We start from the raw sequence: 22254 nt of genomic DNA on the forward strand, positions 1-22254 counted from the left end.
GCCGATGGCCGGGACGCAGGACGAGGATCCCCGGACCACCGGACGACGCCGCAGGAAGAGACGCCGCAGGGACGCTGAGGGGAAGATGCCCCTCAAGGAGCATCTGCGTGAGCTCCGCAACCGCCTGATCAAAGCCTGTCTCGGCATCGTCGTGGGTGCGGTCGCGGGCTTCTTCCTCTATGACACGATCTTTGCGCTGCTGAGCTCCCCGGTGGTCGACTTCGACGACGTCGACCGCAGCACCGAGATCGCTTTCAACACGGTCGGGCAGCCGCTGGACCTGATGATCCGCATCTCCCTTTTCGTGGGCATCGTGATCTCGTCTCCGGTGTGGCTCTATCAGGTGTGGGCGTTCATCATGCCCGGGCTGCAGAAGAAGGAGAAGCGCTATGCGATGGGCTTCATCGCCGCCTCGGTGCCGTTGTTCGTCATCGGGATCGCCATGGCCTATGTGGTGCTGCCGCAGGCGATCCGCTTCTTCTTCACCCTGAACCCCGAGGGCACCTCCAACATCATCGCCCCGGATGTCTACTTCACCTTCGTGCTGCACCTCTTCCTGGCCTTCGGGATCGCGATGGTCATCCCGGTCGTGCTGGTCGGGGTGAACATGATGGGCCTGATCACCGGTCGGCGGGTGCTCAAGAGCTGGCGCGGCACGCTGATGTTCATCGCGCTGATCTCCGCGATGGCCGCCCCCGGCGGTGACGCGATCACCATGTTCTTCATCGCCGGGCCCCTGGTGGTGCTCTTCGGGGTCGCGATCGTGCTCTGCCTGCTCAATGACAAGCGGCGCGAGAAGCGCGTGGCCGCGCGTGAGGCCGCCAACGAGGATCTCGTCGCCTAGTCATCGCCGGCCAGCAGGTCCTTGTCGGCTCTGAGATCGTCGCTCAGTTGCGGATCGTCGCTGAATCCAGAGACGATCCGCAACTGAGCGACGATCTGGGGCGGGGCCCGGCTGGTGACTCGCCCCGGGGGAGAGCCGCTCAGCTCCGAGCGGCCTGCTGGGCGCGAAGTCCACGCAGCAGGTCGTCCTGCTCCTCGATCAGGATGCGCCGCAGGGCCGCGGGCGCGTCGTCGTGGGCCCGGAGCCACTCGGCGGTGCGCCGGGCCGCGGGGTGCTCCTCAGGGGACTGGCCCGCCTCGAGGTCCTGGACTCCCGGGTAGAGCCCGGAGACCACCCGGGTGGCCTGTCCCTGACTCATTCGCGTCCAGACGTCCTGCAGAGCGGCGAAGTAGTCCTCGTCGTGATCCGCGACGAGGGTGGCCGGTCCGCAGCGGAACCCCACCACGGTGGCGGTGAGGTGGTCGTTGGAAAGCTCCGCACCGTGCTCGTCCGTGCCGGCGATCGCCTGGGCGAAGGCTGCACGCTTGACCTCCGCCTGGGGTCGGGCGGCCAGCGCCAGCCGGTGGGCGATCCGCCCGCGTGCCGTGGTGCGGGCGGCGAGCTCGGCGTCGAGCACCTCATGCTGGACCCGCCCGTGGACGGTCAGCGCCTGGAGGAACGCCCAGCGGATCTCCTCGTCCAGATCCAGCCCGGAGATGCCCAGGGATGCGGCCTCGCCGTCGAGCAGCGCGGCGAGCAGCTCCAGCTGGGACGATGTCTGGCGCGAGAGGGTGGCGAGCGTGCGGGCGGCCGCGCGCTGCCGGTCCCCGCCCGCCTCCTCGGAGATGAACTCCGCCAGGCGTCCGGCGAACCTCTCCTCCAGCGCCTCGCGCTGCTCGACCGGAGTGTACAGCTCCAGGGCACGGACGCTCTGCCGCAGCAGCGCCTGGACGACCACGACCTCCTCGATCTGGAGGCCCAGGGTCATGACCGCCTCCAGGAAGCGGGAGGCGCTCAGCTCACCGTCGCGGACCATGGACCACAGTGCGGCCCAGACGGTGGCGCGGGACAGCGGGTCCTGCACGGGGTGGACCAGCACAGCGGCCACAGACTCGGCGTCCAGGCTGAGCTTGGCATAGGTGAGGTCCTCCTCGTTGGCCAGCAGCAGTCGCGGAACCCCCGGAGCGGGCAGCTCCAGCCCGGACACCACGGTCCGGCCGTCCAGGGTCGCAGGCACCGAGCCGGTGCGGCGCAGCGTCCCGGTGCTCCTGTCCAGCACGTGCACCCCCACATCGACCAGATGGGGCCGGGTGACCTCCTGGCCCGTGGCCGGATCCACACCACCCTCGACGACGGCGACCGATCCGTGCGACTCCACGGTCGCCGAGATCTCCGGCACCCCGGCAGTCTGCAGCCAGGCCTGCGCCCAACCGGCCATGTCCTGCCCGGAGACCTCCTCGAGCACGGTGAGGAAGTCAGCGAGGCTGGCGTTGCCGAAGGCGTGGCGGGCGAAGTACCGGCGTGCGGCCTCGCGGAACGCCTCCCGGCCCACGAAGGCGGCCAGCTGCTTGAGGACCGAGGCGCCCTTGGCATAGGTGATGCCGTCGAAGTTCTGGTCGGCGGCCTCCAGATCGGTGATGTCCGCCACGATCGGGTGGGTGGTGGGGTACTGGTCCTGCACGTAGGCCCAGGCCTTGCGCCCGTTGGCGAACGAGATCCACGAGGTCGTCCAGTCGGTGGCCTCGTCCACGGCCAGGGAGCCCATGTAGTCGGCGAAGGACTCCTTGAGCCACAGGTCGTCCCACCAGCGCATGGTCACCAGGTCCCCGAACCACATGTGCGCCATCTCGTGCATCAGGGTGTTGGCGCGCGTCTCACGCTGGGCATCGGTGGCGGCGGTGTCGAAGACGTACGCCTCGGTGAACGTCACCAGTCCCGGGTTCTCCATCGCGCCGAGGTTGTACTCCGGCACGAAGACCTGGTCGTACTTGCCCCAGGGGTAGGGGACGGCGAACTCCGCGTGGAAGAAGTCCAGCCCGCGACGGGTCAGGTCCAGCAGCTCCTCGGCGTCGAGATGCTCCGCCAGGGCGGATCGGCACAGCACCGCCAGCGGCACCTCGAGAGGCTCTTCGCCCTCCACACCGCCGCTCCAGAGACCGTCCACACGGTGGTAGGGACCGGCGAGCAGCGCCGTGATGTAGCTGGAGAGCCGTCGAGTCTCTGCGAAGCGGACCCGCACCAGGCCCACGCCCTCGAGACCCTCCGCGGCCCCCGGGACCTGTTCGCGGGAGGTCTCCGCCCCGTTGGAGCGCAGCTCCCAGGTCTCCGGACCGGTGATGGTGATCCGGAAGACCGCTTTGAGATCGGGCTGCTCGAAGACCGGGAAGACCCGTCGGGAGTCCGCCGGCTCGTACTGCGTGTAGAGGTAGACCTGCCCGTCGGCGGGGTCCACGAAGCGGTGCAGACCCTCCCCGGAGCGGGAGAACCGCGAGGTGGAGCGGATCTCCACCAGGTTCTCCTCGGCCAGCTCCGGCAGGCGGATGCGGGCGGCTCCGACGTGGTCAGCCACCGGAAGAGCAGTCCCGTTGAGGACGACCTCCTCCACGGAGGCACCCAGGTAGTCGAGGAAAGTCTCCCCGCCCGGGGCCGAGGAGCGGAAGCTGATGCGCGTGGTCACCGGATAGGTCGTGGCCCCCTCGGCGGCCGCTGCGGAGAGGTCGACGTCGACGTCGCAGGTCTGCACGCTCAGGTGCGCCGAACGCGCGGCGGCCTCGTCCCGGGTGAGGTTCTCCACCTCGGCCCGGGGGAACGGGCCGTCGAGGTCGGCGGATGCGTCAGTGTCAGTGATAGTCATGACACCATTCAACCGCATCCGCCGAGCGCGGCGCCGGCCTCTTCGACGCGGTCCGGGGGAGAGCCTCAACCCCCCTTGCGCTGGCTCCGACGCTCCTGCTGACGCCGCTTGACCAGGATCTTCTCGTCGACCGGGGCTTCCGAGGAGGCACGCAGCACGCGGTGGTGCTCCATCGCCTCGTCCTGTCGCTCCTGCTCGGCGCCGGAGGCGACCTCCATGCGCACGTGGTCGGCGGTGTAGCCGAAGGAGTCCACGATGTCCTGGGCCAGAGGCCGGAGCCGGGCGAGCAGCCGGTTGATGTAGGGCGAGAGGGTCCTGGCCCGCTGGGCGGAGATCCTGCCGTGGAGGAGGTACCAGTCCAGGGTCTCCTCGATGCGGGTGAGCGCATAGACGTCGCGCAGCCAGGTGAGCACCTGCCGAGTGCCGGCGTGCTCCACCTCCTCGAGGGCCTCGGTGAAGGACTCCCACACCAGAAGGTCAGCATGGGCCTTGGCGGCGTTGATGATCTCGTACTGGTGCTCGTTGAACGTCGCGGCCTGCTCAGCCTGAGGTTTGCGGGCCACGCTGCGCAGCTGGCCGGCGACGTCGGCGACCATCTGCCGGACCCGATCGGTGAGCAGCTCGCGCTGCACCTCGGTCTGCTTGAACCAGTTGGCGCTGCGCCGCTCGTCACCGGTGTCCTGCACCGACTGCAGGGCCCGCCGCAGCCCGAACCGGTGCAGCACGGTGGACTGTGCCTGGGAGGCGACGTACCGGGAGAGGGCACCGACATCGGCGTCCTTGAACTCGGAGGCGTAGTCGCTGAGCAGTCGCTTGGCCACCAGCTGCAGCAGCACATTGTTGTCACCCTCGAAGGTGACGTAGATGTCCAGATCGGCGTGCAGGGTTGTGAACCGGTTCTCCGCGATGAAGCCGGCCCCTCCGCAGGCCTCCCGGGCCTCCTGCAGGGTGTCCAAGGCGTGCCAGGTCGCCACCGGCTTGATCGCCGCCGCGAGGGTCTCCAGCTCCTGACGGTTCTCGTCGCTGTCGTCGGCGCCGGAGAAGACGTCGTCGAACTTGGCCAGCAGCTTCTCCTGGGCGAAGCTCAGCGCCACGGTGGTGGCCAGCCGGGGGAGCAGGCGCCGCTGGTGGAGCTGGTAGTCCATGATGACCTCCTCCTGCACCGGGGAGGAGGCGTTGAACTGGCGGCGCTGGTTGGCGTAGGTGACCGCGCCGATCAGCGCCAGCTTCGAGGCCGCCACCGAGGCGCCGGTCAGCGAGACCCGCCCCTGCACCAGGGTGCCGATCATGGTGAAGAACCGCCGCCCCGGGCTCTCGATCGGGGAGGAATAGGCACCGTCGGCGGTGACGGCGCCGTACCGGTCGAGCAGGTGGCTGCGCGGGACGCGGATCGAGTCGAAGCGGATCCGTCCGTTGTCCACACCGTTGAGCCCACCTTTCTGGCCGTCATCGGTGATGGTGATGCCGGGGAGGGTGTTGCCGTCATCATCGCGCAGGTGGCAGTAGAAGCAGTGGACCCCGTGGTTCACGCCGTCGGTGATCAGCTGGGCGAAGACCACGGCGTCCTTGCCGTCGACCGCCGCGTTGCCGAGATAACGCTTGGTGGCCGCGGTGAACGGGGTGTGGATGACGAACTCCTCGGTGTCCGGGTCATAGGTCGCGGTGGTGCCGAGGGAGGCCACGTCCGAACCGTGCCCGATCTCGGTCATCGCGAACGCCCCGGGCACGCTGAGGTCCATGATTCCGGGCAGGAAGCGTCGATGGTGCTCCTCGGTCCCCAGGTGGAGCACCGCCGCGCCGAACAGGCCCCATTGGACCCCGGACTTGATCTGCAGCGAGGGGTCGGCGGTGACCAGCTCCTCGAAGGCGGCGATGTTGCCTCCGTGGGAGTCAGCCCCGCCGAACTCCCGGGGGAAGGCTCGGTGCACCGCATCTGCGGAGACGAGGTCGTGGAGCTGGCGCAGCACGCGCTCGCGGTGGTCCTCCTTGGTGAGGCCTTCGATCTTGTGGAAGCGCTCCTCGGCGGCCAGCGCCCGGGAGACGCGCCGCGTCTCGGCCCAGCGGCCCAGCAGGACCTCCTCGAGCACAGCGGTGTCGAGGGATGGTGAAGCCACCTCGTGGTCAGTAGTGTCGGTGGTGGTGTGACTTGTGGTCTGACTCATGGTCCGACTCCTTCGCCCGCGTGGTCAGTGTGACAGTGATGATCGACACAGCTAGTCTAAGATACTGATCAGTAATAACGCCAAGTCCTGGTTCCCCGACTGGAGGAGAACACCTCGTGACCACCCCTGACCTGACTCGCCCTGACCGGACGCGTGAGGCCGTCATCATCGGCGGCAACCGCATCCCCTTCGCCCGCGCCCACGGCGCCTACGCTTCTGCCTCGAACCAGGACATGCTCACCTCGGCGCTCAACGGCCTGGTGGCACGGTTCGGGCTGCAGGGCCAGCGTCTGGGCTCGGTCGCCGGGGGAGCGGTGATGAAGCACTCGAAGAACTTCAACCTGATGCGTGAGTCCCTGCTGGGCACCCCGCTGGATCCTGCGACCCCCGCCACCGACGTGCAGATGGCCTGCGCCACCGGCATGGAGGCCATCGGCTCGCTGGCGGACAAGATCCGGCTGGGCCGCATCGAATCCGCCGTCGGTGCCGGTGTCGACTCCATCTCGGATGCGCCGATCGTGGTCACCGACGAGCTGCGCGGCATCCTCATGGAGGTCAACCGGGCCAAGACGCCTGGTCAGCGTCTCAAGGCGCTGACGAAGATCCGGCCGGGCCACCTCGCACCGCAGGCCCCCGGCGTCAACGAGCCGCGCACCGGAATGTCCATGGGCGAACACATGGCCGTCACCGCCCATGCCTGGGGGATCGGCCGTCAGGAGCAGGACGAGCTCGCCCTGGCCAGCCACCAGAACCTCGCCGCCGCCTACGACGACGGCTTCTTCGACGACCTGGTGACCCCGTTTCAGGGAGTGCAGCGCGACACCAATCTGCGGCCCGACTCCAGCCTGGAGAAGCTCGGGCGGCTGGCTCCCGCGTTCGGCCGGGACCTGGGGGAGGAGGCCACCATGACGGCCGCCAACTCCACCGCGCTGACCGACGGCGCCTCCGCGGTGCTGCTGGGCTCCGAGGAGTACGCCGACGCCCACGACCTGCCCAAGCTCGCCACGTTCGTGGACTACGAGCAGGCGGCGGTGGACTTCGTCGACGGCGCCGAAGGGCTGCTCATGGCGCCGGCCTACGCGGCCGCGAGGATGCTCACCCGCAACGGTCTCACCTTGGAGGACTTCGAGTACTTCGAGATCCACGAGGCCTTCGCCTCCACCGTGCTGGCGCAGATCGCCGCGTGGGAGGACGAGGACTTCTGCCGGGAGAAGCTCGGTCTGGACGCTCCTCTGGGCCGTGTCGACCGCAGCCGGCTGAACCTCCACGGCTCCTCGCTGGCGGCCGGGCACCCCTTCGCCGCGACCGGCGGCCGGATCGTGGCCACGCTGGCGAAGATGCTCCACGGCAAGCCCGGCAAGCTGGGCTTCATCTCGGTCTGCGCGGCCGGCGGCCAGGGCGTCACCGCGATCCTGGAAGGACGGTGAGCATCCCGATGTCCCGTGACACCTACACCGAATTCGTCAACACCTCGGTCGGCAAGCGCCTGACCAAGGCTCTCGGCCTGCCTCAGCCGGCGCGTCTGCGCCGTCATCGGCCCGGCGAGGCCGTGGTCCGGGGCCCGGTCGTGGTGGTCGGCACCAGCTCGGCCTCGGACGAGATCGCCGCGCTGCTGCTCGGCTGGGGCCTCGACGTCCGTCGCCACGTGGAACCCCGGGAGCGCGTCTCGGCGGTCATCGCCTGCTTCGACGCCGTCACCACTCCGGCCGACCTCAGCGAGACCGTGCTGGGTCTGGGCCGGGTGCTGAAGCAGGTCGGCCCCTCCGGACGCGTCATCACCCTGTACCGCCGGCCGGAGACGGCGGTGGACCCCGCGGTGCGGGCCGCCCGCAAGGGCGTGGAAGGGCTGACCCGCTCCGTGGCCCACGAGATGCGCGCCGGCGCCACGGCCAACGGCCTGATCCTGGCCGAGGACCTGGATGTGGCCGCCCCCTCCGTGGCCGGGGGACTGCGCTTCCTGCTCTCCGGTCGCTCGGCCTTCGTCTCGGGGCAGCTGCTCACCGTGGACTCCGTCAATGGGACGCTTCCCCAAGACTGGGACCGTCCCCTGCAGGGGCAGGTCGCCGTGGTCACCGGCGCCGCGCGCGGCATCGGTGCTTCCATCGCGGAGGTCCTGCACCGCGACGGCGCCCGAATCATCGCGGTGGACGTGCCCGCCGCCGGAGAGCAGCTGGCGGCCACCGCGAACCGGGTGGCCGGCACGGCGCTGCAGCTGGACATCACCGCCGAGGATGCCGGAGAACGGATCCTCAGCCACGCCCGCCAGCACCACGGACGGCTCGACATCGTCGTCCACAACGCCGGCATCACCCGGGACAAGCTATTGGGCAACATGGACGCCGGGCGCTGGGACTCGGTGATCGCAGTGAACATCGAGGCTCAGCTGCGGATGAACCGCGCACTGCTGGCCGATGAGCTGTTCAACCGTCCCGAGGGCTCCAGCGGGCCGCGCATCGTCTCGCTGGCCTCGACCTCCGGGATCGCCGGAAACCGTGGGCAGACCAACTATGCGGCCTCTAAGGCGGGCGTCATCGGGATGGTCGCCGCGACGTCAGCGCAGCTCGAGGCCCGCCACGGGACGATCAACGCCGTCGCCCCCGGCTTCATCGAGACGGAGATGACCGCCCGCATGCCCTTCGCCACCCGCGAGGTGGCCCGCAGGCTGAACTCGCTGAACCAGGGCGGCCGGCCGGTGGACGTCGCGGAGTCGGTGGCCTACCTGGCCTCTCCGGCGGCGGGCGGCACCAGCGGGCTGACCCTGCGCGTCTGCGGACAGAATCTGATCGGTGCGTGAGCGGATGAGGACGTGCCGGACACCGGAGCTGCGCACCGCGCCGGAGTCGCGCAGGAGCCCGGAGAGTGACCGGCGAGCAGGGAGGAGCAGCACATGAGCCCCGAGGAGATCCGAAGGATCGAGCTGCCGGCGCTGCCGCAGGTGTACCTGCGCGCCGGCTGGGAGGCCGCACGTTCCGTCGTGGGCGGTCGGTCCGGCGCGGGCGAGCAGGGCATGCTGCCCGCAGATGCCGTCGTCGCGCGGCACCCCGGAACGACGTCCGCCCAGGTGGAGGACTACCGGCGACTCGTCGGCGGTGAGGTCTTCGACGGTCGCCACCGCAGCGGGCTGCCCTCGGTCCTCGTCCACATCATGGGCTTCCCCGTCCAGATGGGCCTGCTCGGCAGGGAGGACTTTCCGCTGCCGCTGATGGGCATGGTGCATCTGAGCAATGTGGTGGAGCATCGTCGTCCCGTGACGGCGGAGACCCCTGTGCAGATCCGGGCCTGGGCGGAGGGGCTGCGGCCTCACCGCCGCGGCACGGTGTTCGACGCCGTGGTCGAGGTGCTGTCCGAGGGTGCCGAGGTGGAGGAGCCGACCGAGTCGGACGTGCTCTGGCGCGGCACGTCGACCTACCTGAGCCGCGGGGTGCATCTGGCAGGGCGGCCGGACGCGTCCCAGACGGAGAGCCGTTCAGGTCGGGACGAGTTCACACCTCCGTTGAAGACTGCACAGTGGAGCCTGGGCGCCGACGCCGGCCGACGCTACGCCGCGGTCTCGGGAGACTGGAACCCCATCCACGTCAGCGGGATCAGCGCGCGGGCACTGGGCATGCCGAAGGCCATCGTCCATGGCATGTACGCCGCCGGGAGGATGCTGGAGGGTCGTGAGCCCGAACAGGCGGGGCATCGTTGGCGCATCAGCTTCGAGGCGCCCATGCGGCTGCCCGGCACCGTGGCCTTCCACGCCGGGCGCGACGAGGCCGCCGAAGGAGCGGTCTGGAGCTTCACCGGCTGGGACGCCCGCAAGGGCAGGCGGCACTTCCACGGCGAGCTGGTCCTGCCCGCCTGAGGACGGCCCGGCGTGGTGCACGTGTCATCGCCACCCTCTAGGATTGTCTCCATGGCAGCGGCACAACGTGGTTCAGGGCAGCGCGGGCGCAGAGGCGCGGCCCCGAGCGCCGGGGAGGACTTCCGGACCGTGGAGCCGGCGGCGCTGATGCTGCTGCGAGGCCCCGAGGACTACCTGGCCTCCCGGGCCATGGATCGCATCAAGTCTCAGCTGCGCGCTCAGCACCCGGATCTGGAGTACACCCGATTCGACGTCAGCGTGGCCGCCTCCGGGGAGCTCGCGACCCTGGCCTCGCCGTCGCTCTTCGGGGAAGCCCGGATGATCCTCGCCGAAGACCTCGCCCAGATGAACGACACCTTCCTGGCCGACGCGCTGGCCTATCTGGACGAGGTCGCCGATGACGTCACACTGGTGATGCGGCACTCCGGGGGGAATCGCGGCAAGAAGCTGATCGATACGCTTGCCGGCCGTGCCGTCGTCGTCGACTGTGCTGCGGCGAAGTCCGACGCCGACAAGATGGACTTCCTGCGCCGGGAGTTCCGTGCTGCGGGCCGGGAGATCCAGTCCGACGCCGCCCGCGCGCTGGTCGCGGCCGCGGGCTCGTCGTTGTCCGACCTGGGAGGCGCCTGTCAGCAGCTGATCCGTGACGTCGCCGGTCAGATCACCGAGGACGATGTCGATCGCTACCACGGGGGGAGGGTGGAGGCCACGGCCTTCAAGGTGGCCGACGCCGCCTTCGAGGGGCGCCGTGACGCCGCCACCCGGCTGTACCGACACGCGGTCTCCACCGGTGTCTCGCCGATCGCGGTGACCGCCGCGCTGGCCCGCAAGGGGCGGCAGATCGCAGCGCTGGTGGACCACCGTGGCAGCACCGACCGGCTGGCATCCAGCCTGGGGGTGCCGCCGTGGCAGCTGCGGCAGGCGGCCGAGACGGCCCGCCGCTGGCAGTCGCACCGCGCGGCCGCGGCGGTGGAGGCGGTGGCTCGGGCAGATGCCGAGGCGAAGGGCGCCTCACGGACCCCTGAGTACGCCGTGGAGCGGGCGATCGGCATCATCGCAGGCTCGGTGGGCCGCTGACAGGCCCCTGACCAGCAGCGTCCTGGAGTGCTGCCACGGTGGCGGCCCCCGGCGCGCCGCGTCCTGACGGGACCGCGGCCCAGTTCTCTGCTACCATCTATAGGCAGTGTCCACGGCCCTCGTGGCCGGCACTCCCTGCGGCAGAGAGCTCTCCGCGCGGCGTCAGGTCCCTCTGCCTGATGACGTCACGCGATCGCCATGGCACCCCACGCCCCTCAGTCTGTCTTCTGCCGCCCAAGCAGGGATGCAGCCCTCACCACACAGTGAACCCAGACAGAAAGACAACACGTGGCAAACATCAAGTCTCAGAAGAAGCGCATCCTCACCAACGAGAAGGCTCGCCTGCGCAATCAGGCCGTGAAGTCCGAGCTCAAGACCGCGGTGAAGAAGGTCCGTAAGGCGGTCCAGGCCGGTGACAAGGACGCCGCAGTGGCGGCGAACCGCGAGGCCGGTCGGAAGCTGGACAAGGCCGCCACCAAGGGAGTCATCCACAAGAACCAGGCGGCCAACCGCAAGTCGGGGCTGGCAGCCAAGGTCAACGCCCTCTGATCCTCGTCGGCTCCGCATACGTGGAGCCCTCGACCGCGGGCCCCGTCGCACTTGCTGCGACGGGGCCCGCGTCGTGTCGGCGTGGAACTCTCCCGCCGGAGGGGACGAGCCGTGTCCGGAGGATCCCGGGCGCGTCCCCCGCGGAGTTTCATGGAAGAATGGAGCGTCAGCCGCACATCGCGTCTCCGAGGGAAGGACCATCCGCACCGTGTCTCCGAAGGCCCGCACTCCTCAGGTGCCCGCCGCGACCGATCCTGGCGTGATCCGCAACTTCTGCATCATCGCGCACATCGACCACGGCAAGTCCACGTTGGCGGACCGCATGTTGCAGCTGACCGGAGCCGTCCAGGCCCGGGAGATGAAGGCGCAGTACCTGGACCGGATGGACATCGAGCGTGAGCGTGGCATCACGATCAAGTCCCAGGCGGTGCGCATGCCCTGGGAGCACGAGGGCAGCACCTACGCCTTCCACATGATCGACACGCCGGGGCACGTGGACTTCTCCTACGAGGTCTCCCGCTCGCTGGCCGCCTGTGAGGGTGCGCTGCTGCTGGTCGACGCCGCTCAGGGCATCGAGGCCCAGACGCTGGCCAACCTGTACCTGGCCATGGAGCACGAGCTGACGATCATCCCCGTGCTCAACAAGATCGATCTGCCGGCGGCGATGCCGGACAAGTACGCCGAGGAGCTCGCCCATCTCATCGGTGGGGATCCCCAGGACGTCCTGCGCGTCTCCGGCAAGACCGGCGAAGGCGTGGAGGAGCTGCTGGACCGCATCGTGGAGGAGATCCCGGCGCCCGAGGGCGACGCGGATGCTCCCGCCCGGGCGATGATCTTCGACTCGGTCTACGACACCTACCGCGGGGTGGTGACCTTCGTCCGCGTGGTCGACGGCAGCCTGGGGCACCGGGAGCGCATCAAGATGATGTCCACCGGTGCCACCCACGAGCTCCTCGAGATCGGCGTGTCCTCTCCGGAGCCGGAGCCCACCAAGGGCCTCGGCGTCGGTGAGGTCGGATATCTCATCACCGGGGTGAAGGACGTCCGCCAGTCGAAGGTCGGCGACACCGTCACCTCCCAGCGGAAGCCCGCCGAGGAGATCATCGGCGGTTATGACGAGCCTCGGCCGATGGTCTTCTCGGGGCTGTTCCCGATCGACGGCTCAGACTTCCCGGTGCTGCGCGAGGCGCTGGAGAAGCTCCAGCTCAACGACGCCGCCCTCAGCTTCGAGCCGGAGACCTCTGCGGCGCTGGGCTTCGGGTTCCGGGTGGGCTTCCTGGGCCTGCTGCATCTGGAGATCACCCGCCAGCGTCTCGAGAGCGAGTACAACCTCGATCTGATCTCCACCGCGCCCAACGTCATCTATCATGTCACCGCTGAGGACGGCTCGACCCATGTGGTCACCAACCCCAGTGAGTTCCCGGACGGCAAGACGGCCGAGATCCGAGAGCCGGTGGTCGACGCCACGGTCATCGTGCCCAGCGAGTTCATCGGAGCGGTCATGGAGCTGTGCCAGGCGCGTCGCGGCTCCATGGAGGGCATGGACTACCTGTCCGAGGACAGGGTCGAGCTGCGCTACCGGCTGCCGCTGGCGGAGATCGTCTTCGACTTCTTCGACCAGCTGAAGTCCCGCACTCGAGGCTATGCGTCGTTGAACTGGCAGAGCGAAGGCGATCAGGCCTCCGATCTCGTCAAGGTCGAGATCCTGCTGCAGGGGGACAAGGTCGACGCGTTCTCCGCGATCACCCACCGCGATCATGCCTATGCCTACGGGGTCAAGATGGCCTCGCGGCTGAAGGATCTGATCCCGCGGCAGCAGTTCGAGGTGCCCATCCAGGCGGCGATCGGTTCGCGCATCATCGCCCGCGAGAACATCCGCGCCATCCGCAAGGACGTGCTCTCCAAGTGCTACGGCGGCGACATCAGCCGCAAGCGCAAGCTGCTCGAGAAGCAGAAGGAGGGCAAGAAGCGCATGAAGATGGTCGGCACCGTGGAGGTGCCTCAGGAGGCCTTCATCTCCGCCCTGTCCTCAAACGAGGACTCGGGCGAGAAGGGCAAGAAGTAGCCCGTGCCCGCCACGCTGCCGCTGGGAGAACCCGTCCCGGCCGACGGCGCGCTGCCCGAGCAGGTGCTCGCTGCGCTGCCGGGCCGGGCCTCCAGACCTCTGGGGCTCTACGTCCACATCCCGTTCTGCTCCGTGCGCTGCGGGTACTGCGACTTCAACACCTACACCGCTGAGGATCTCGGCCCCGGGGCGTCACGCGAGTCCTACCCGGACACACTGATCCGCGAGCTGGAGCTGGCCGCGGACGTGCTGAAGCGTTCCGGGGCGCCGGCGCGCCCGCTGACCACCGTCTTCTTCGGCGGCGGCACTCCGACGCTGCTCCCGGCCACGGAGCTCTCGCGCATCCTGGTGCGTGCCCGCGAGCTCTTCGGCCTGGCCCCCGACGCCGAGGTCACGACCGAGGCCAACCCGGACACCCTCGATCCGGCTGCGGCGGAGGTGCTGGCGGATGGCGGATTCACCCGAGTGAGTCTGGGCATGCAGTCCGCCGTCCCGACGGTGCTGCGCACGCTGGACCGCACTCATGACCCGGCCAACGTGTCACGGGCCGTCGACGCCGCCCGGCAGGTGGGGCTGCAGGTTAGTCTGGACCTGATCTACGGCACGCCGGGGGAGAGCCTGGCCGAGTGGCGCACCAGCCTCGAGACGGCCGTGGCGCTCGAACCGGAGCACATCTCCGCCTATTCCCTGATCGTCGAGGAGGGCACCGCGATGGCGGCGAAGGTGCGCCGCGGCGAGCTGCCCGACATCGACCCCGATGACCATGCCGACAAGTACCTGCTCACCGATGAGCTGCTCGGCGCCGCCGGCCTCCGCTGGTACGAGGTCTCCAACTTCTCCCGGGACGAGGCCACCCGTTCCCAGCACAACCTGAACTACTGGCTGGACTCCGACTGGTGGGGCGCGGGCCCCGGCGCGCACTCCCATGTGGCAGGGCTGCGCTGGTGGAACGTCAAGCACCCGGCCGCATACGCCCAGCGACTGGCCCAAGGGCTCGCGCCCGGCCACGGGCGGGAGGTGCTCGACGACGACGCACGGGCCCTGGAGCATCTGATGCTGCGCCTGCGGATCGCCGAGGGTCTGGACGTGGCGGCCCACGAGGCGCTGCCCGGAGCCGTGCCGCTGGAGGACGCGATGCTGCGCGGCCTGGTGACCGACGGGCTCGCCGCGGATTCTCCGCTGCGGCCGAGCTCGGCGAACCCGCGAGGCCGTGTGGTGCTGACGCTCAAGGGCCGCCTGCTGGCTGACGCGGTGACCCGCCGCCTCAGTGGATGAGGCGCAGGTTCATCCGGTACCGGTAGGGACGGCCCTTGTTGCACTCGATCCCGGCGACCAGGCCGGAGATCGTCATGACCATCCAGAGGAAGACGGCGACCAGGCCGAAGATCCATCCCACGGCGGGGATCAGCGCGAGGACATAGCAGACCAGCAGCACCACGGTCACCGGGAGGGTGAAGTTCAGCGCCTCCTTGGACTCCTGGGCGGTGAACGGGCCGCGGTCTCGGAAGACCAGGTAGATGATCAGCGACGGGACACAGCCCATGAGTCCGCCGAAGTGGGACAGCGTCGCCCAGCGGCGGTCCTCGGACGGGGTCAGCGGCAGCGCCGCGTCAGAGGACCCCTCGACGCGGTCGGAGTGGCTGGAGTCCGGGGGACCTGAGGTCGCGGGGCGTCGGTGCCCGGACCGGTGGGGACCATCCGAATGTGGCTGCCGCGAGTGTGGAGGCTCGGACTGTGGCACGGTGCCCCTCTCTGATGCTCGTGGGATGAAGGACCCGCGGCGCGGTGGGCGCCGGAGTGGTCGACATTCTACCGTCCGCGCCTGGACGCTGACCGGGGGCGACACCCCGTTCAGACGGTGACGAAGTCGATGAGCTCCTCCACCCGTCCGAGCAGCGACGGCTCCAGGTCCGCGTAGCTGCTGACCGTGCCGAGGATCCGCTTCCACCCTGTGGCGATGTCTCGGCGGTCCCGGTGCGGCCAGCCCAGCGCCTGGAGGGTGCCGACCTTGATGTCGATGTGCCGGGGGATGTCCGGCCAGCGCTCCAGTCCGAGCAGCCGGGGCTTCACCGCCTGCCACACATCCACATAGGGGTGGCCCAGGACCATGACGTTGCCGGCGGCCCCCCGCATGGCCATGGCCTCTGCCGCGATGCGGCTCTCCTTGGATCCGGGCACGAGGTGGTCCAGGAGCACGCCGACCCGCCGCTCCGGGGCGGGGCCGAACCCCTGGAGAGCACCGACGAGATCGTCGGCACCGTGCAGGGGCTCCACGACGATCCCCTCGAGGCGGAGGTCCTCGCCCCAGACCTTCTCGACGAGTTCGGCGTCGTGGGTGCCTTCCACCCAGATGCGCGAGGCGCGAGCCACGCGGGCGCGGGCGCCGTCCACCGCGAGCGAGCCCGAGGCGGTGCGGCGCGGAGCCTGCGCGGCTGTCGGTCGCGGAGCGGGGGCGATGACCTCCACGGGGGCGCCTTCGTGGAGGAACCCGTGGCCCAGCGGGAAAGCGCGGCTGCGTCCATGGCGATCCTCGAGTCGGACCAGGTGGATGCCCCCGGAGGCCTCCACCCCCACGACGGCCCCCACCCAGCCGGACTCGGTCTCCTCGAGCACCGTGCCGGGGTCGGCAGGCACCTGCGGGACCCTGCGATGCTGCGCGCGACGGCGGGAGGCCATGTCAGTGGGGCCCCAGGAGGACCAGTCGGTGGAGAAGTGAGGAGAGGTCACAGGGCGGGAGCCTAGCAGCGGCGTCGCAGGCTTCGTCGGATCTGACCGACACGCGCTAGAATTGGCACTTGCTGCAGGAGAGTGCCAGCCGTTGTCGGGAGAGGAGAGTCGCAGGATGTCGGACACCCGTCGTCTGCAGGTGCTGCGTGCGATCGTCGAGGACTACGTGCAGACCCAGGAGCCGGTGGGTTCGCGGGCGCTGGTGGAGCGCCACAACCTGGAGGTCTCTCCGGCGACCATCCGCAATGACATGGCCTTTCTCGAGGCCGAAGGGCTGATCGCTGCGCCGCACACCTCGGCAGGCCGCATCCCGACCGATCAGGGCTATCGCATCTTCGTGGACCGGATCTCCGAGGTGAGGCCGCTCTCCCGCGCGGAACGCCGTGCCATGGACACGCTGCTCGAGGCTGCGGACGACCATGACGAGATGCTCGAGCAGACCGTCCGGCTGCTCGCCATGCTGACCAACCAGGTCGCCGTGCTGCAGCACCCCCAGCAGTCCACCGCCAGGATCCGGCACATCGAGGTGCTCTCCATGGGCACGCACAAGGTGCTGGTGGTGGTGATCCTCTCCTCCGGCCGGGTGGAGCAGCGCATGGCCACCATGGCCGCTCCGCTGGACGACGAGTCCCTGCAGCGCATCGGCCAGCGGCTGGTCGAGGAGCTCCACAACCGCTCGGTCTCGGCCCTCCCGCTGCCCATGGACCAGCTCGTCGGCACCGTCGAACCGTCGCTGCAGCCCGCCATGGCGATCGTGGCCCACACGGTGGAGACGGTGCTGGAGGCGGGGCGCGTGGATCGCATCATCATGGCCGGCACTGCTAACCTCGCCAGGTCCGATCGCGATCTGGGTCCCTCCATAGGCCCCATCCTCGAGGCTCTCGAGGAGCAGGTGGTGCTGCTGCGCCTGCTCACCGAGATGGAGCAGGACCGCCGCGGACTCTCGGTCCGCATCGGTCACGAGACCAGCCACGATTCGCTCGCCGAGACCTCCGTGGTGGCGGCGGAGTACGCGATCGGCGACGGCGGCGCAGCCGCCAAGCTCGGGGTCGTGGGCCCCACACGCATGGACTACGGCTCCACCATGTCAGCGGTGCGAGCCATGGCACGGTACCTGTCCCGGATCCTCTCTGAAGGGTGAGAAGTGACTGACTACTACGAGGCGCTCGGCGTGAGCCGTGGAGCGTCCACCGACGACATCAAGAAGGCGTACCGGAAGAAGGCGCGCAGGCTGCACCCGGACGTCAACCCGTCGGAGGATGCGGCTGAGCAGTTCAAGCTCATCGGGCGTGCCTATGAGGTGCTCTCCGACGCCGACAAGCGCCGCAACTATGACGCCACCGGCGATGAGAACGGCCGCTCGCCCTTCGGCGGCGGCGGTTTCGGCGGTGGTCAGGGCTTCGGCGGCTTCGGCGACATCTTCGAGACCTTCTTCGGCTCGGGCGCCTCCGGGCCGGCCTCGCGCACCCGCCGCGGCCAGGACTCGCTGATCAGGATCCGCCTGGACCTCAAGGACGCCGTCTTCGGCACGACCAAGGAGGTCGAGATCGAGACCGCGGTGACCTGCTCGGTCTGTCAAGGCTCCTGCACCCGGGAGGGCACCAGCCCCACGACCTGCCCGGACTGCCAGGGGCACGGTCAGGTCCAGCGCCCCATGCGGTCCATCCTCGGCACCGTCCTGCAGACCGAGACCTGCGCCCGCTGCGCCGGGTTCGGCAGCATCATCGAGGACCCCTGCCAGGAGTGTGACGGCCAGGGCCGTGTCCGGGAGCGTCGCACCCTGAAGGTCAAGATTCCCGCCGGGGTGGACAAGGGGAACCGCATCCACCTGGCCGGCGAGGGGGAGGCCGGTCTGGCCGGCGGGCCGCAGGGCGACCTGTTCATCGAGGTCGATGTGCGTCCTCACGAGGTCTTCACCCGCCGCGGAAACGATCTGCACGCCACGGTCTCGATCCCGATGACGGCGGCCGCACTGGGCACCACCGTCAGCCTCGACACCTTCGACGGCGTCGAGGAGATCGAGGTGAAGCCGGGCACCCAGTCCGGTGAGGTCCTCACCGTCCGCGACCGAGGGGTGGCCCACCTCCGCGGCGGGGGACGCGGTGCGCTCAAGATCCATCTCAAGGTCGAGACTCCGGCGAAGCTCAGCGACCGGCAGCGCGAGCTGCTGCGTGAGCTCGCCGTCGAGCGTGGCGAGGAGCTGGGCGAGTCCACCACCGAGCACCGCGGCGTGTTCGCCAAGCTCCGCGAGGCCTGGGACAGTCTGTGACGGCTCCGCTGTTCCATCTCGAGCCGGGGCGGCTCGACGGGGTCGAGGTCGGTGGTCAGGTCGTGCTCGACGGCGCCGAGGGGCACCATGCCGCCACGGTGATGCGGCTGAGCTCCGGGGAGGAGATCCAACTCTCCGACACCCGGCGGCTGCGTGTGACCGGCGAAGTGATCGAGGCCGCGCGGGGTGAGCTGACGGTGGTGGTCTCTGACGTCCGCCGAGAGCCGCTCGAGCGGCCCCGTCTGGTGCTGGTCCAGGCGCTGGCTAAAGACCGTCGTGACCTGCAGGCGGTCGAATCGGCCACCGAGCTCGGGATCGAGGCCGTCGTGCCCTGGGAGGCCGAGCGGTCCGTGGCCCGCTGGAAGGCCGGCAGGGAGGCGAAGAAGCACGCCGAATGGGTGTCCATCGTGCGCACCGCGGCCAAGCAGACTCGCCGGACCGCCGTGCCGGAGGTCGAGCAGCTGCACACGACCGCTCAGTACTGCCGACGGATCGTCGAGCAGGCTGGGGTCGCCGTCGTCGTGCTCCATGAGACCGAGGAGCGCTCCCTGGACGGCGCACTCCGGGAGCTGAACGCCGTCGATGCCGAGGAGCTCCATCTGGTGGTGGGGCCGGAGGGCGGAATCACGCCCGGTGAGATCGAGCGGCTGGTCAGCTCCGGAGCCCGCGTGGCTCGGCTCGGTCGCACCGTGCTGCGCTCCTCCACCGCCGGACCGGCGGCACTGGCCGGCGTGCAGGTCCTGCTGGGGCGATGGAGCGGACCGGGGAGCCCGGAGGCGGGTGCCTCGGGTCCTGTGCGACGGCAGTAGACTGAGCACCGATGACTGATACTCCTTTCACCTCGGCCGACTCCACCTCCGGCGTGGCGGCCGGTGCCGCCGCCTCCCCGGTGGGAAGCATCGAGCGCACCGTCCACTTCGCGGACCCGGACAGCATGTTCCGCACCCTCGGGCCACAGGACCTGGCCGTCCGCATCCTGCAGGGGATCAGCCCGGCAGCCTCGATCGGGCTGCGCGACCAGCTGATCACCGTGGCGGGCCCCGAGCAGGACGTGCTGCAGATCGTGGAGATCCTCTCGCAGCTGAAGAGCCTGGCGGCTTCCGGCACCACGGTGGGTGAGGAGCTGATCGAGCAGGTGGCCACGATGGTGCGGGCGAATCGTGCCGGGGCCTCCGCGAAGATGGTCACCACCAACATCCTCTCCCATCGGGGCAGGACCATCCGGCCCAAGACAGCCAACCAGCAGACCTATGTGGACCAGATCGACGAGTCGACCGTGGTCTTCGGCATCGGACCCGCCGGCACCGGAAAGACCTATCTCGCCATGGCCAAGGCGGTCCAGGCGCTGCAGGCCAAAGAGGTCAACCGCATCATCCTCACCCGCCCGGCGGTGGAGGCCGGAGAACGGCTGGGGTTCCTGCCCGGGAGCCTCAACGAGAAGATCGACCCCTATCTGCGGCCGCTCTACGACGCGCTGCACGACATGATCGACGCCGAGTCGATCCCGCGGCTGATGGAGTCGGGGATCATCGAGGTCGCTCCGTTGGCCTACATGCGGGGCCGCACGCTCAACGACTCCTTCATCATCCTCGACGAGGCGCAGAACACCACCGCCGAGCAGATGAAGATGTTCCTCACCCGGCTGGGCTTCAACTCCAAGATCGTGGTCACCGGGGACATCACCCAGGTCGATCTGCCTCGCGGCACCGACTCGGGCCTGCGCACGGTCCTGGAGATCCTCGAGGGCGTGCAGGACATCATGATCTCCAGGCTGGGCTCCGAGGATGTCGTCCGCCACCAGCTGGTGGGTCGCATCGTCGACGCCTACGAGTCCTTCCAGCAGCATCAGGAGGGACGGCGGCCGCAGGGCCGGCGCCGCCCCCAGGGCGGGCCAGGGCGTGCCGCCGACCATCGCCAGGAGCCTCGCGGATGACCAGCGAGGACACCGCGCCGGCAGGCTTCACCCAGCCGGTCGGCGTCGTCGTCGACGACGATTCTGGATCCTCGGCGGTGCCCGCCGACATCGAGGAGACCCTGGGACGGCTGACCGGGTTCCTCTACGCCCGGATGCATCTGGATTCTGCGGTGGAGCTCACCGTGACCCTCGTCGACGACGCCCGGATGGAGCAGCTCCACCTCGAGTGGATGGACCTGCCGGGCCCCACAGACGTGCTGAGCCTCCCGATGGACGAGCTGCGCCCGGGGACCGCCTCGGCGGCGGTGACCGAGGGGATGCTCGGGGACGTCGTCATCTCGCCCGAGGTCGCCCGCCGCCAGGCCGCGGCCGCCGGGCATGACGTCAGCGACGAGCTCGCGCTGCTGACCGTCCATGGAGTGCTCCACCTGCTGGGCCACGACCACGTCGAGGCCGAGGAGCGTCGCACGATGTTCGAGCTGCAGGCCAGCCTGCTCGAGGGCTTCCTGGGCCGCGCGGCCCCGACCCCCACCGTCGACGACTCATGATCACCGGGCTGCTGATCGTCGCGGCGCTGCTCTGCGCCGCCGTGGCCGCTGTGCTCTCCACCGCCGAGGCCGGGCTGATACGGCTCTCCCGCCGGGAGGCCGAGGACATCGCCGAGCGGCAGGGCTCCGGTGCCGTGCAGATGCTTCTGCAGGAGCCGGTGCCCCACACGGTGGCCCTGCAGCTGTGGCGGTGGCTCTTCGCCACGGCCGCAGTCGTGCAGATCACCGTCGGGGTGCAGCTGGCCGTGGACGATGTCGCGCTGGCCGCCTTGACCGCCGGCGCGGTGCTGGTGGTGGGCGGGGTCGGGCTGGCCACGGTGTCGCCGCGGCGGCTGGGCCGTGCCCACCACCTGATGGTCTCCGCGGCTACGGCCCGCCTGGTGCGCGGCCTGCGGCTGGTGCTGGGGCCGATCCCGGTCATGCTGGCCGGCATCGGCGCCCGCATCGCCCCGGGCCCCGGCGAGGCCTACCAGGGCTTCTTCGACGACGAGGAGTTCCGCGAGTTCGTGGCCCGAGCGTCGGAGACCGACATCCTGGAGGACACCGAGGCCGAGCTGATCCAGTCGGTCTTCGACCTCTCCGCCACGCGCGTGCGGTCCGTCATGGTCCCCCGCACCGACATGGTCACCGTGGACACCGGGGCGAGCCTGCCGGAGGTCATGACGCTGTTCCTGCGCTCCGGCTACTCCCGCGTGCCGGTGGTGCGTGGTTCGGCCGATGACATCACCGGGATGGTGTACCTCAAGGACGTGGCCTATCTCGAGCATCAGCTGCGCACCGGTGAGGCCGCTGCGGAGTATCGCGGGCGGGCCGCCGAGGCGATCACCGTCGACGAGGTGCAGCGGGACGTCCGCTACGTCCCCGAGTCCAAGTCGGTCTCGGAGTTCCTCTCCGAGCTGCAGCGGGAGTCCACCCACGTCGCCGTCGTCGTCGACGAGTACGGGGGCACCGCCGGCCTGGTGACCCTCGAGGACCTCATCGAGGAGATCGTCGGTGAGATCGTCGACGAGTACGATGTCGAGGCGGTCGAGGTGGAGGACCTCCCGGACGGGCGCCGACGGCTCTCGGCACGGATGGCGGTGGACGACTTCGCCGATCTCTACGACCTCGACCTCGATGACGAGGAGGAGGTCGACACCCTGGGCGGCCTGCTGGCCAAGACTCTGGGTCGAGTGCCGATCGCCGGCTCCGAGGTGGAGATCGAGGGGGTCGTGCTGCGGGCCGACCGGCTCGAGGGCCGCAGGAACCGCGTCAGCCACGTGCTGGCCTGGGAGGTGGAGGGCCGACGCGGCGCCCGGGCGGGCCTCGGAACGGACGACGCCCCGGAGGCTCTCGCCGAGCAGACCGCGGACGGCGGGGAGGCCGAGGACCTCGAGGCCACCGCGGAGAGCGCCCACGCACGGCAGGGACAGTAGAGGGAG

At 69.7% G+C, this 22254-nt stretch carries 18 protein-coding genes; 14 read left to right on the top strand and 4 right to left on the bottom strand.

Annotated elements, in window-relative coordinates:
* Positions 1–4: 4 nt before the first annotated feature.
* Complete coding sequence (gene tatC, locus HNR09_RS14295) at positions 5–844, top strand: twin-arginine translocase subunit TatC (protein WP_179542645.1); 840 nt, start codon at positions 5–7, stop codon at positions 842–844.
* A 139-nt stretch (positions 845–983) separates the two neighbouring features.
* On the opposite strand, the gene pepN is transcribed toward tatC, so the two are convergent.
* Together pepN and HNR09_RS14305 are read right to left on the bottom strand one after the other, a co-directional pair.
* A complete protein-coding gene (gene pepN / locus HNR09_RS14300; RefSeq protein WP_179542646.1) occupies positions 984–3677 on the bottom strand; it encodes an aminopeptidase N in 2694 nt (897 codons plus the stop codon).
* Positions 3678–3742: 65 nt separating this feature from the next.
* Positions 3743–5839 (bottom strand): acyl-CoA dehydrogenase family protein, encoded by a 2097-nt coding sequence (locus HNR09_RS14305; protein WP_179542647.1) that lies wholly within the window; start codon positions 5837–5839, stop codon positions 3743–3745.
* A gap of 116 nt (positions 5840–5955) precedes the next feature.
* Between HNR09_RS14305 and HNR09_RS14310 the strand changes: the two genes are divergently transcribed.
* The 7 genes from HNR09_RS14310 to hemW all read left to right on the top strand — a co-directional run bounded on the left by HNR09_RS14310 (position 5956) and on the right by hemW (position 14649).
* Positions 5956–7266, top strand: a complete 1311-nt coding sequence (locus HNR09_RS14310; RefSeq protein WP_343047559.1) for an acetyl-CoA C-acetyltransferase — start codon at positions 5956–5958, stop codon at positions 7264–7266.
* An 8-nt stretch (positions 7267–7274) separates the two neighbouring features.
* On the top strand, positions 7275–8633 hold the full coding sequence (locus HNR09_RS14315) for a 3-oxoacyl-ACP reductase (protein ID WP_179542648.1): 1359 nt from the start codon (positions 7275–7277) through the stop codon (positions 8631–8633).
* Positions 8634–8726: 93 nt separating this feature from the next.
* Entirely contained in the window at positions 8727–9683 is a 957-nt protein-coding gene (locus HNR09_RS14320; protein ID WP_179542649.1) for a MaoC/PaaZ C-terminal domain-containing protein, read from the top strand.
* Positions 9684–9734: 51 nt separating this feature from the next.
* Positions 9735–10760 carry a DNA polymerase III subunit delta gene (gene holA / locus HNR09_RS14325; RefSeq protein WP_218881950.1) on the top strand — a complete coding sequence of 342 codons (1026 nt, stop codon included), beginning with the start codon at positions 9735–9737 and terminating at the stop codon, positions 10758–10760.
* 288 nt (positions 10761–11048) lie between these two features.
* A complete protein-coding gene (gene rpsT, locus HNR09_RS14330; protein ID WP_179542650.1) occupies positions 11049–11309 on the top strand; it encodes a 30S ribosomal protein S20 in 261 nt (86 codons plus the stop codon).
* 208 nt (positions 11310–11517) lie between these two features.
* On the top strand, positions 11518–13374 hold the full coding sequence (lepA, locus tag HNR09_RS14335; protein WP_179542651.1) for a translation elongation factor 4: 1857 nt from the start codon (positions 11518–11520) through the stop codon (positions 13372–13374).
* A 3-nt stretch (positions 13375–13377) separates the two neighbouring features.
* Positions 13378–14649 (top strand): radical SAM family heme chaperone HemW, encoded by a 1272-nt coding sequence (gene hemW, locus HNR09_RS14340; RefSeq protein ID WP_179542652.1) that lies wholly within the window; start codon positions 13378–13380, stop codon positions 14647–14649.
* Here the strand turns inward: hemW and HNR09_RS14345 are convergent.
* Positions 14639–15115 (bottom strand): magnetosome magnetite crystal formation protein family, encoded by a 477-nt coding sequence (locus HNR09_RS14345; protein WP_179542653.1) that lies wholly within the window; start codon positions 15113–15115, stop codon positions 14639–14641. The two genes, hemW and HNR09_RS14345, sit on opposite strands and share 11 nt — an antisense overlap.
* 110 nt (positions 15116–15225) lie before the next feature.
* The gene (locus HNR09_RS14350; RefSeq protein WP_179543229.1) at positions 15226–16050 is read right to left on the bottom strand and encodes a DUF3097 family protein; all 825 of its coding nucleotides are present in this window, start codon (positions 16048–16050) and stop codon (positions 15226–15228) included.
* Positions 16051–16216: 166 nt separating this feature from the next.
* Between HNR09_RS14350 and hrcA the strand changes: the two genes are divergently transcribed.
* The 6 genes from hrcA to HNR09_RS14380 are packed head-to-tail and all read left to right on the top strand — an operon-like array spanning position 16217 to position 22248.
* Positions 16217–17242: a heat-inducible transcriptional repressor HrcA gene (gene hrcA / locus HNR09_RS14355; protein WP_179542654.1), complete on the top strand. Its 1026-nt coding sequence runs from the start codon at positions 16217–16219 to the stop codon at positions 17240–17242.
* Between the two features lie 3 nt (positions 17243–17245).
* Complete coding sequence (dnaJ, locus tag HNR09_RS14360) at positions 17246–18370, top strand: molecular chaperone DnaJ (RefSeq protein ID WP_179542655.1); 1125 nt, start codon at positions 17246–17248, stop codon at positions 18368–18370.
* Complete coding sequence (locus HNR09_RS14365; RefSeq protein ID WP_179542656.1) at positions 18367–19179, top strand: 16S rRNA (uracil(1498)-N(3))-methyltransferase; 813 nt, start codon at positions 18367–18369, stop codon at positions 19177–19179. The genes dnaJ and HNR09_RS14365 overlap by 4 nt, the downstream gene beginning before the upstream one ends.
* Before the next feature lie 11 nt (positions 19180–19190).
* On the top strand, positions 19191–20303 hold the full coding sequence (locus tag HNR09_RS14370; protein ID WP_179542657.1) for a PhoH family protein: 1113 nt from the start codon (positions 19191–19193) through the stop codon (positions 20301–20303).
* Positions 20300–20833, top strand: coding sequence for an rRNA maturation RNase YbeY (gene ybeY, locus HNR09_RS14375; RefSeq protein ID WP_179542658.1), 534 nt, complete (start codon positions 20300–20302; stop codon positions 20831–20833). Before HNR09_RS14370 ends, ybeY begins: the two co-directional genes overlap by 4 nt.
* Positions 20830–22248 carry a hemolysin family protein gene (locus HNR09_RS14380; RefSeq protein WP_179542659.1) on the top strand — a complete coding sequence of 473 codons (1419 nt, stop codon included), beginning with the start codon at positions 20830–20832 and terminating at the stop codon, positions 22246–22248. The genes ybeY and HNR09_RS14380 overlap by 4 nt, the downstream gene beginning before the upstream one ends.
* The last annotated feature ends 6 nt before the right edge of the window (positions 22249–22254 follow it).

The organism is Nesterenkonia xinjiangensis (assembly GCF_013410745.1).
In the GTDB taxonomy this organism is placed as follows: Bacteria; Actinomycetota; Actinomycetes; order Actinomycetales; family Micrococcaceae; genus Nesterenkonia; species Nesterenkonia xinjiangensis.

What these genes read in the sequence shown, in the direction of transcription:
- hrcA (WP_179542654.1), top strand. Translation starts at nt 16,217, where the DNA reads ATGTCGGACACCCGTCGTCTGCAGGTGCTGCGTGCGATCGTCGAGGAC.
- tatC (WP_179542645.1), top strand. Translation starts at nt 5, where the DNA reads ATGGCCGGGACGCAGGACGAGGATCCCCGGACCACCGGACGACGCCGC.
- HNR09_RS14370 (WP_179542657.1), top strand. Translation starts at nt 19,191, where the DNA reads ATGACTGATACTCCTTTCACCTCGGCCGACTCCACCTCCGGCGTGGCG.
- ybeY (WP_179542658.1), top strand. Translation starts at nt 20,300, where the DNA reads ATGACCAGCGAGGACACCGCGCCGGCAGGCTTCACCCAGCCGGTCGGC.
- HNR09_RS14380 (WP_179542659.1), top strand. Translation starts at nt 20,830, where the DNA reads ATGATCACCGGGCTGCTGATCGTCGCGGCGCTGCTCTGCGCCGCCGTG.
- HNR09_RS14320 (WP_179542649.1), top strand. Translation starts at nt 8,727, where the DNA reads ATGAGCCCCGAGGAGATCCGAAGGATCGAGCTGCCGGCGCTGCCGCAG.
- pepN (WP_179542646.1), bottom strand. Translation starts at nt 3,677, where the DNA reads ATGACTATCACTGACACTGACGCATCCGCCGACCTCGACGGCCCGTTC.
- HNR09_RS14315 (WP_179542648.1), top strand. Translation starts at nt 7,275, where the DNA reads ATGTCCCGTGACACCTACACCGAATTCGTCAACACCTCGGTCGGCAAG.
- HNR09_RS14305 (WP_179542647.1), bottom strand. Translation starts at nt 5,839, where the DNA reads ATGAGTCAGACCACAAGTCACACCACCACCGACACTACTGACCACGAG.
- holA (WP_218881950.1), top strand. Translation starts at nt 9,735, where the DNA reads ATGGCAGCGGCACAACGTGGTTCAGGGCAGCGCGGGCGCAGAGGCGCG.
- HNR09_RS14350 (WP_179543229.1), bottom strand. Translation starts at nt 16,050, where the DNA reads ATGGCCTCCCGCCGTCGCGCGCAGCATCGCAGGGTCCCGCAGGTGCCT.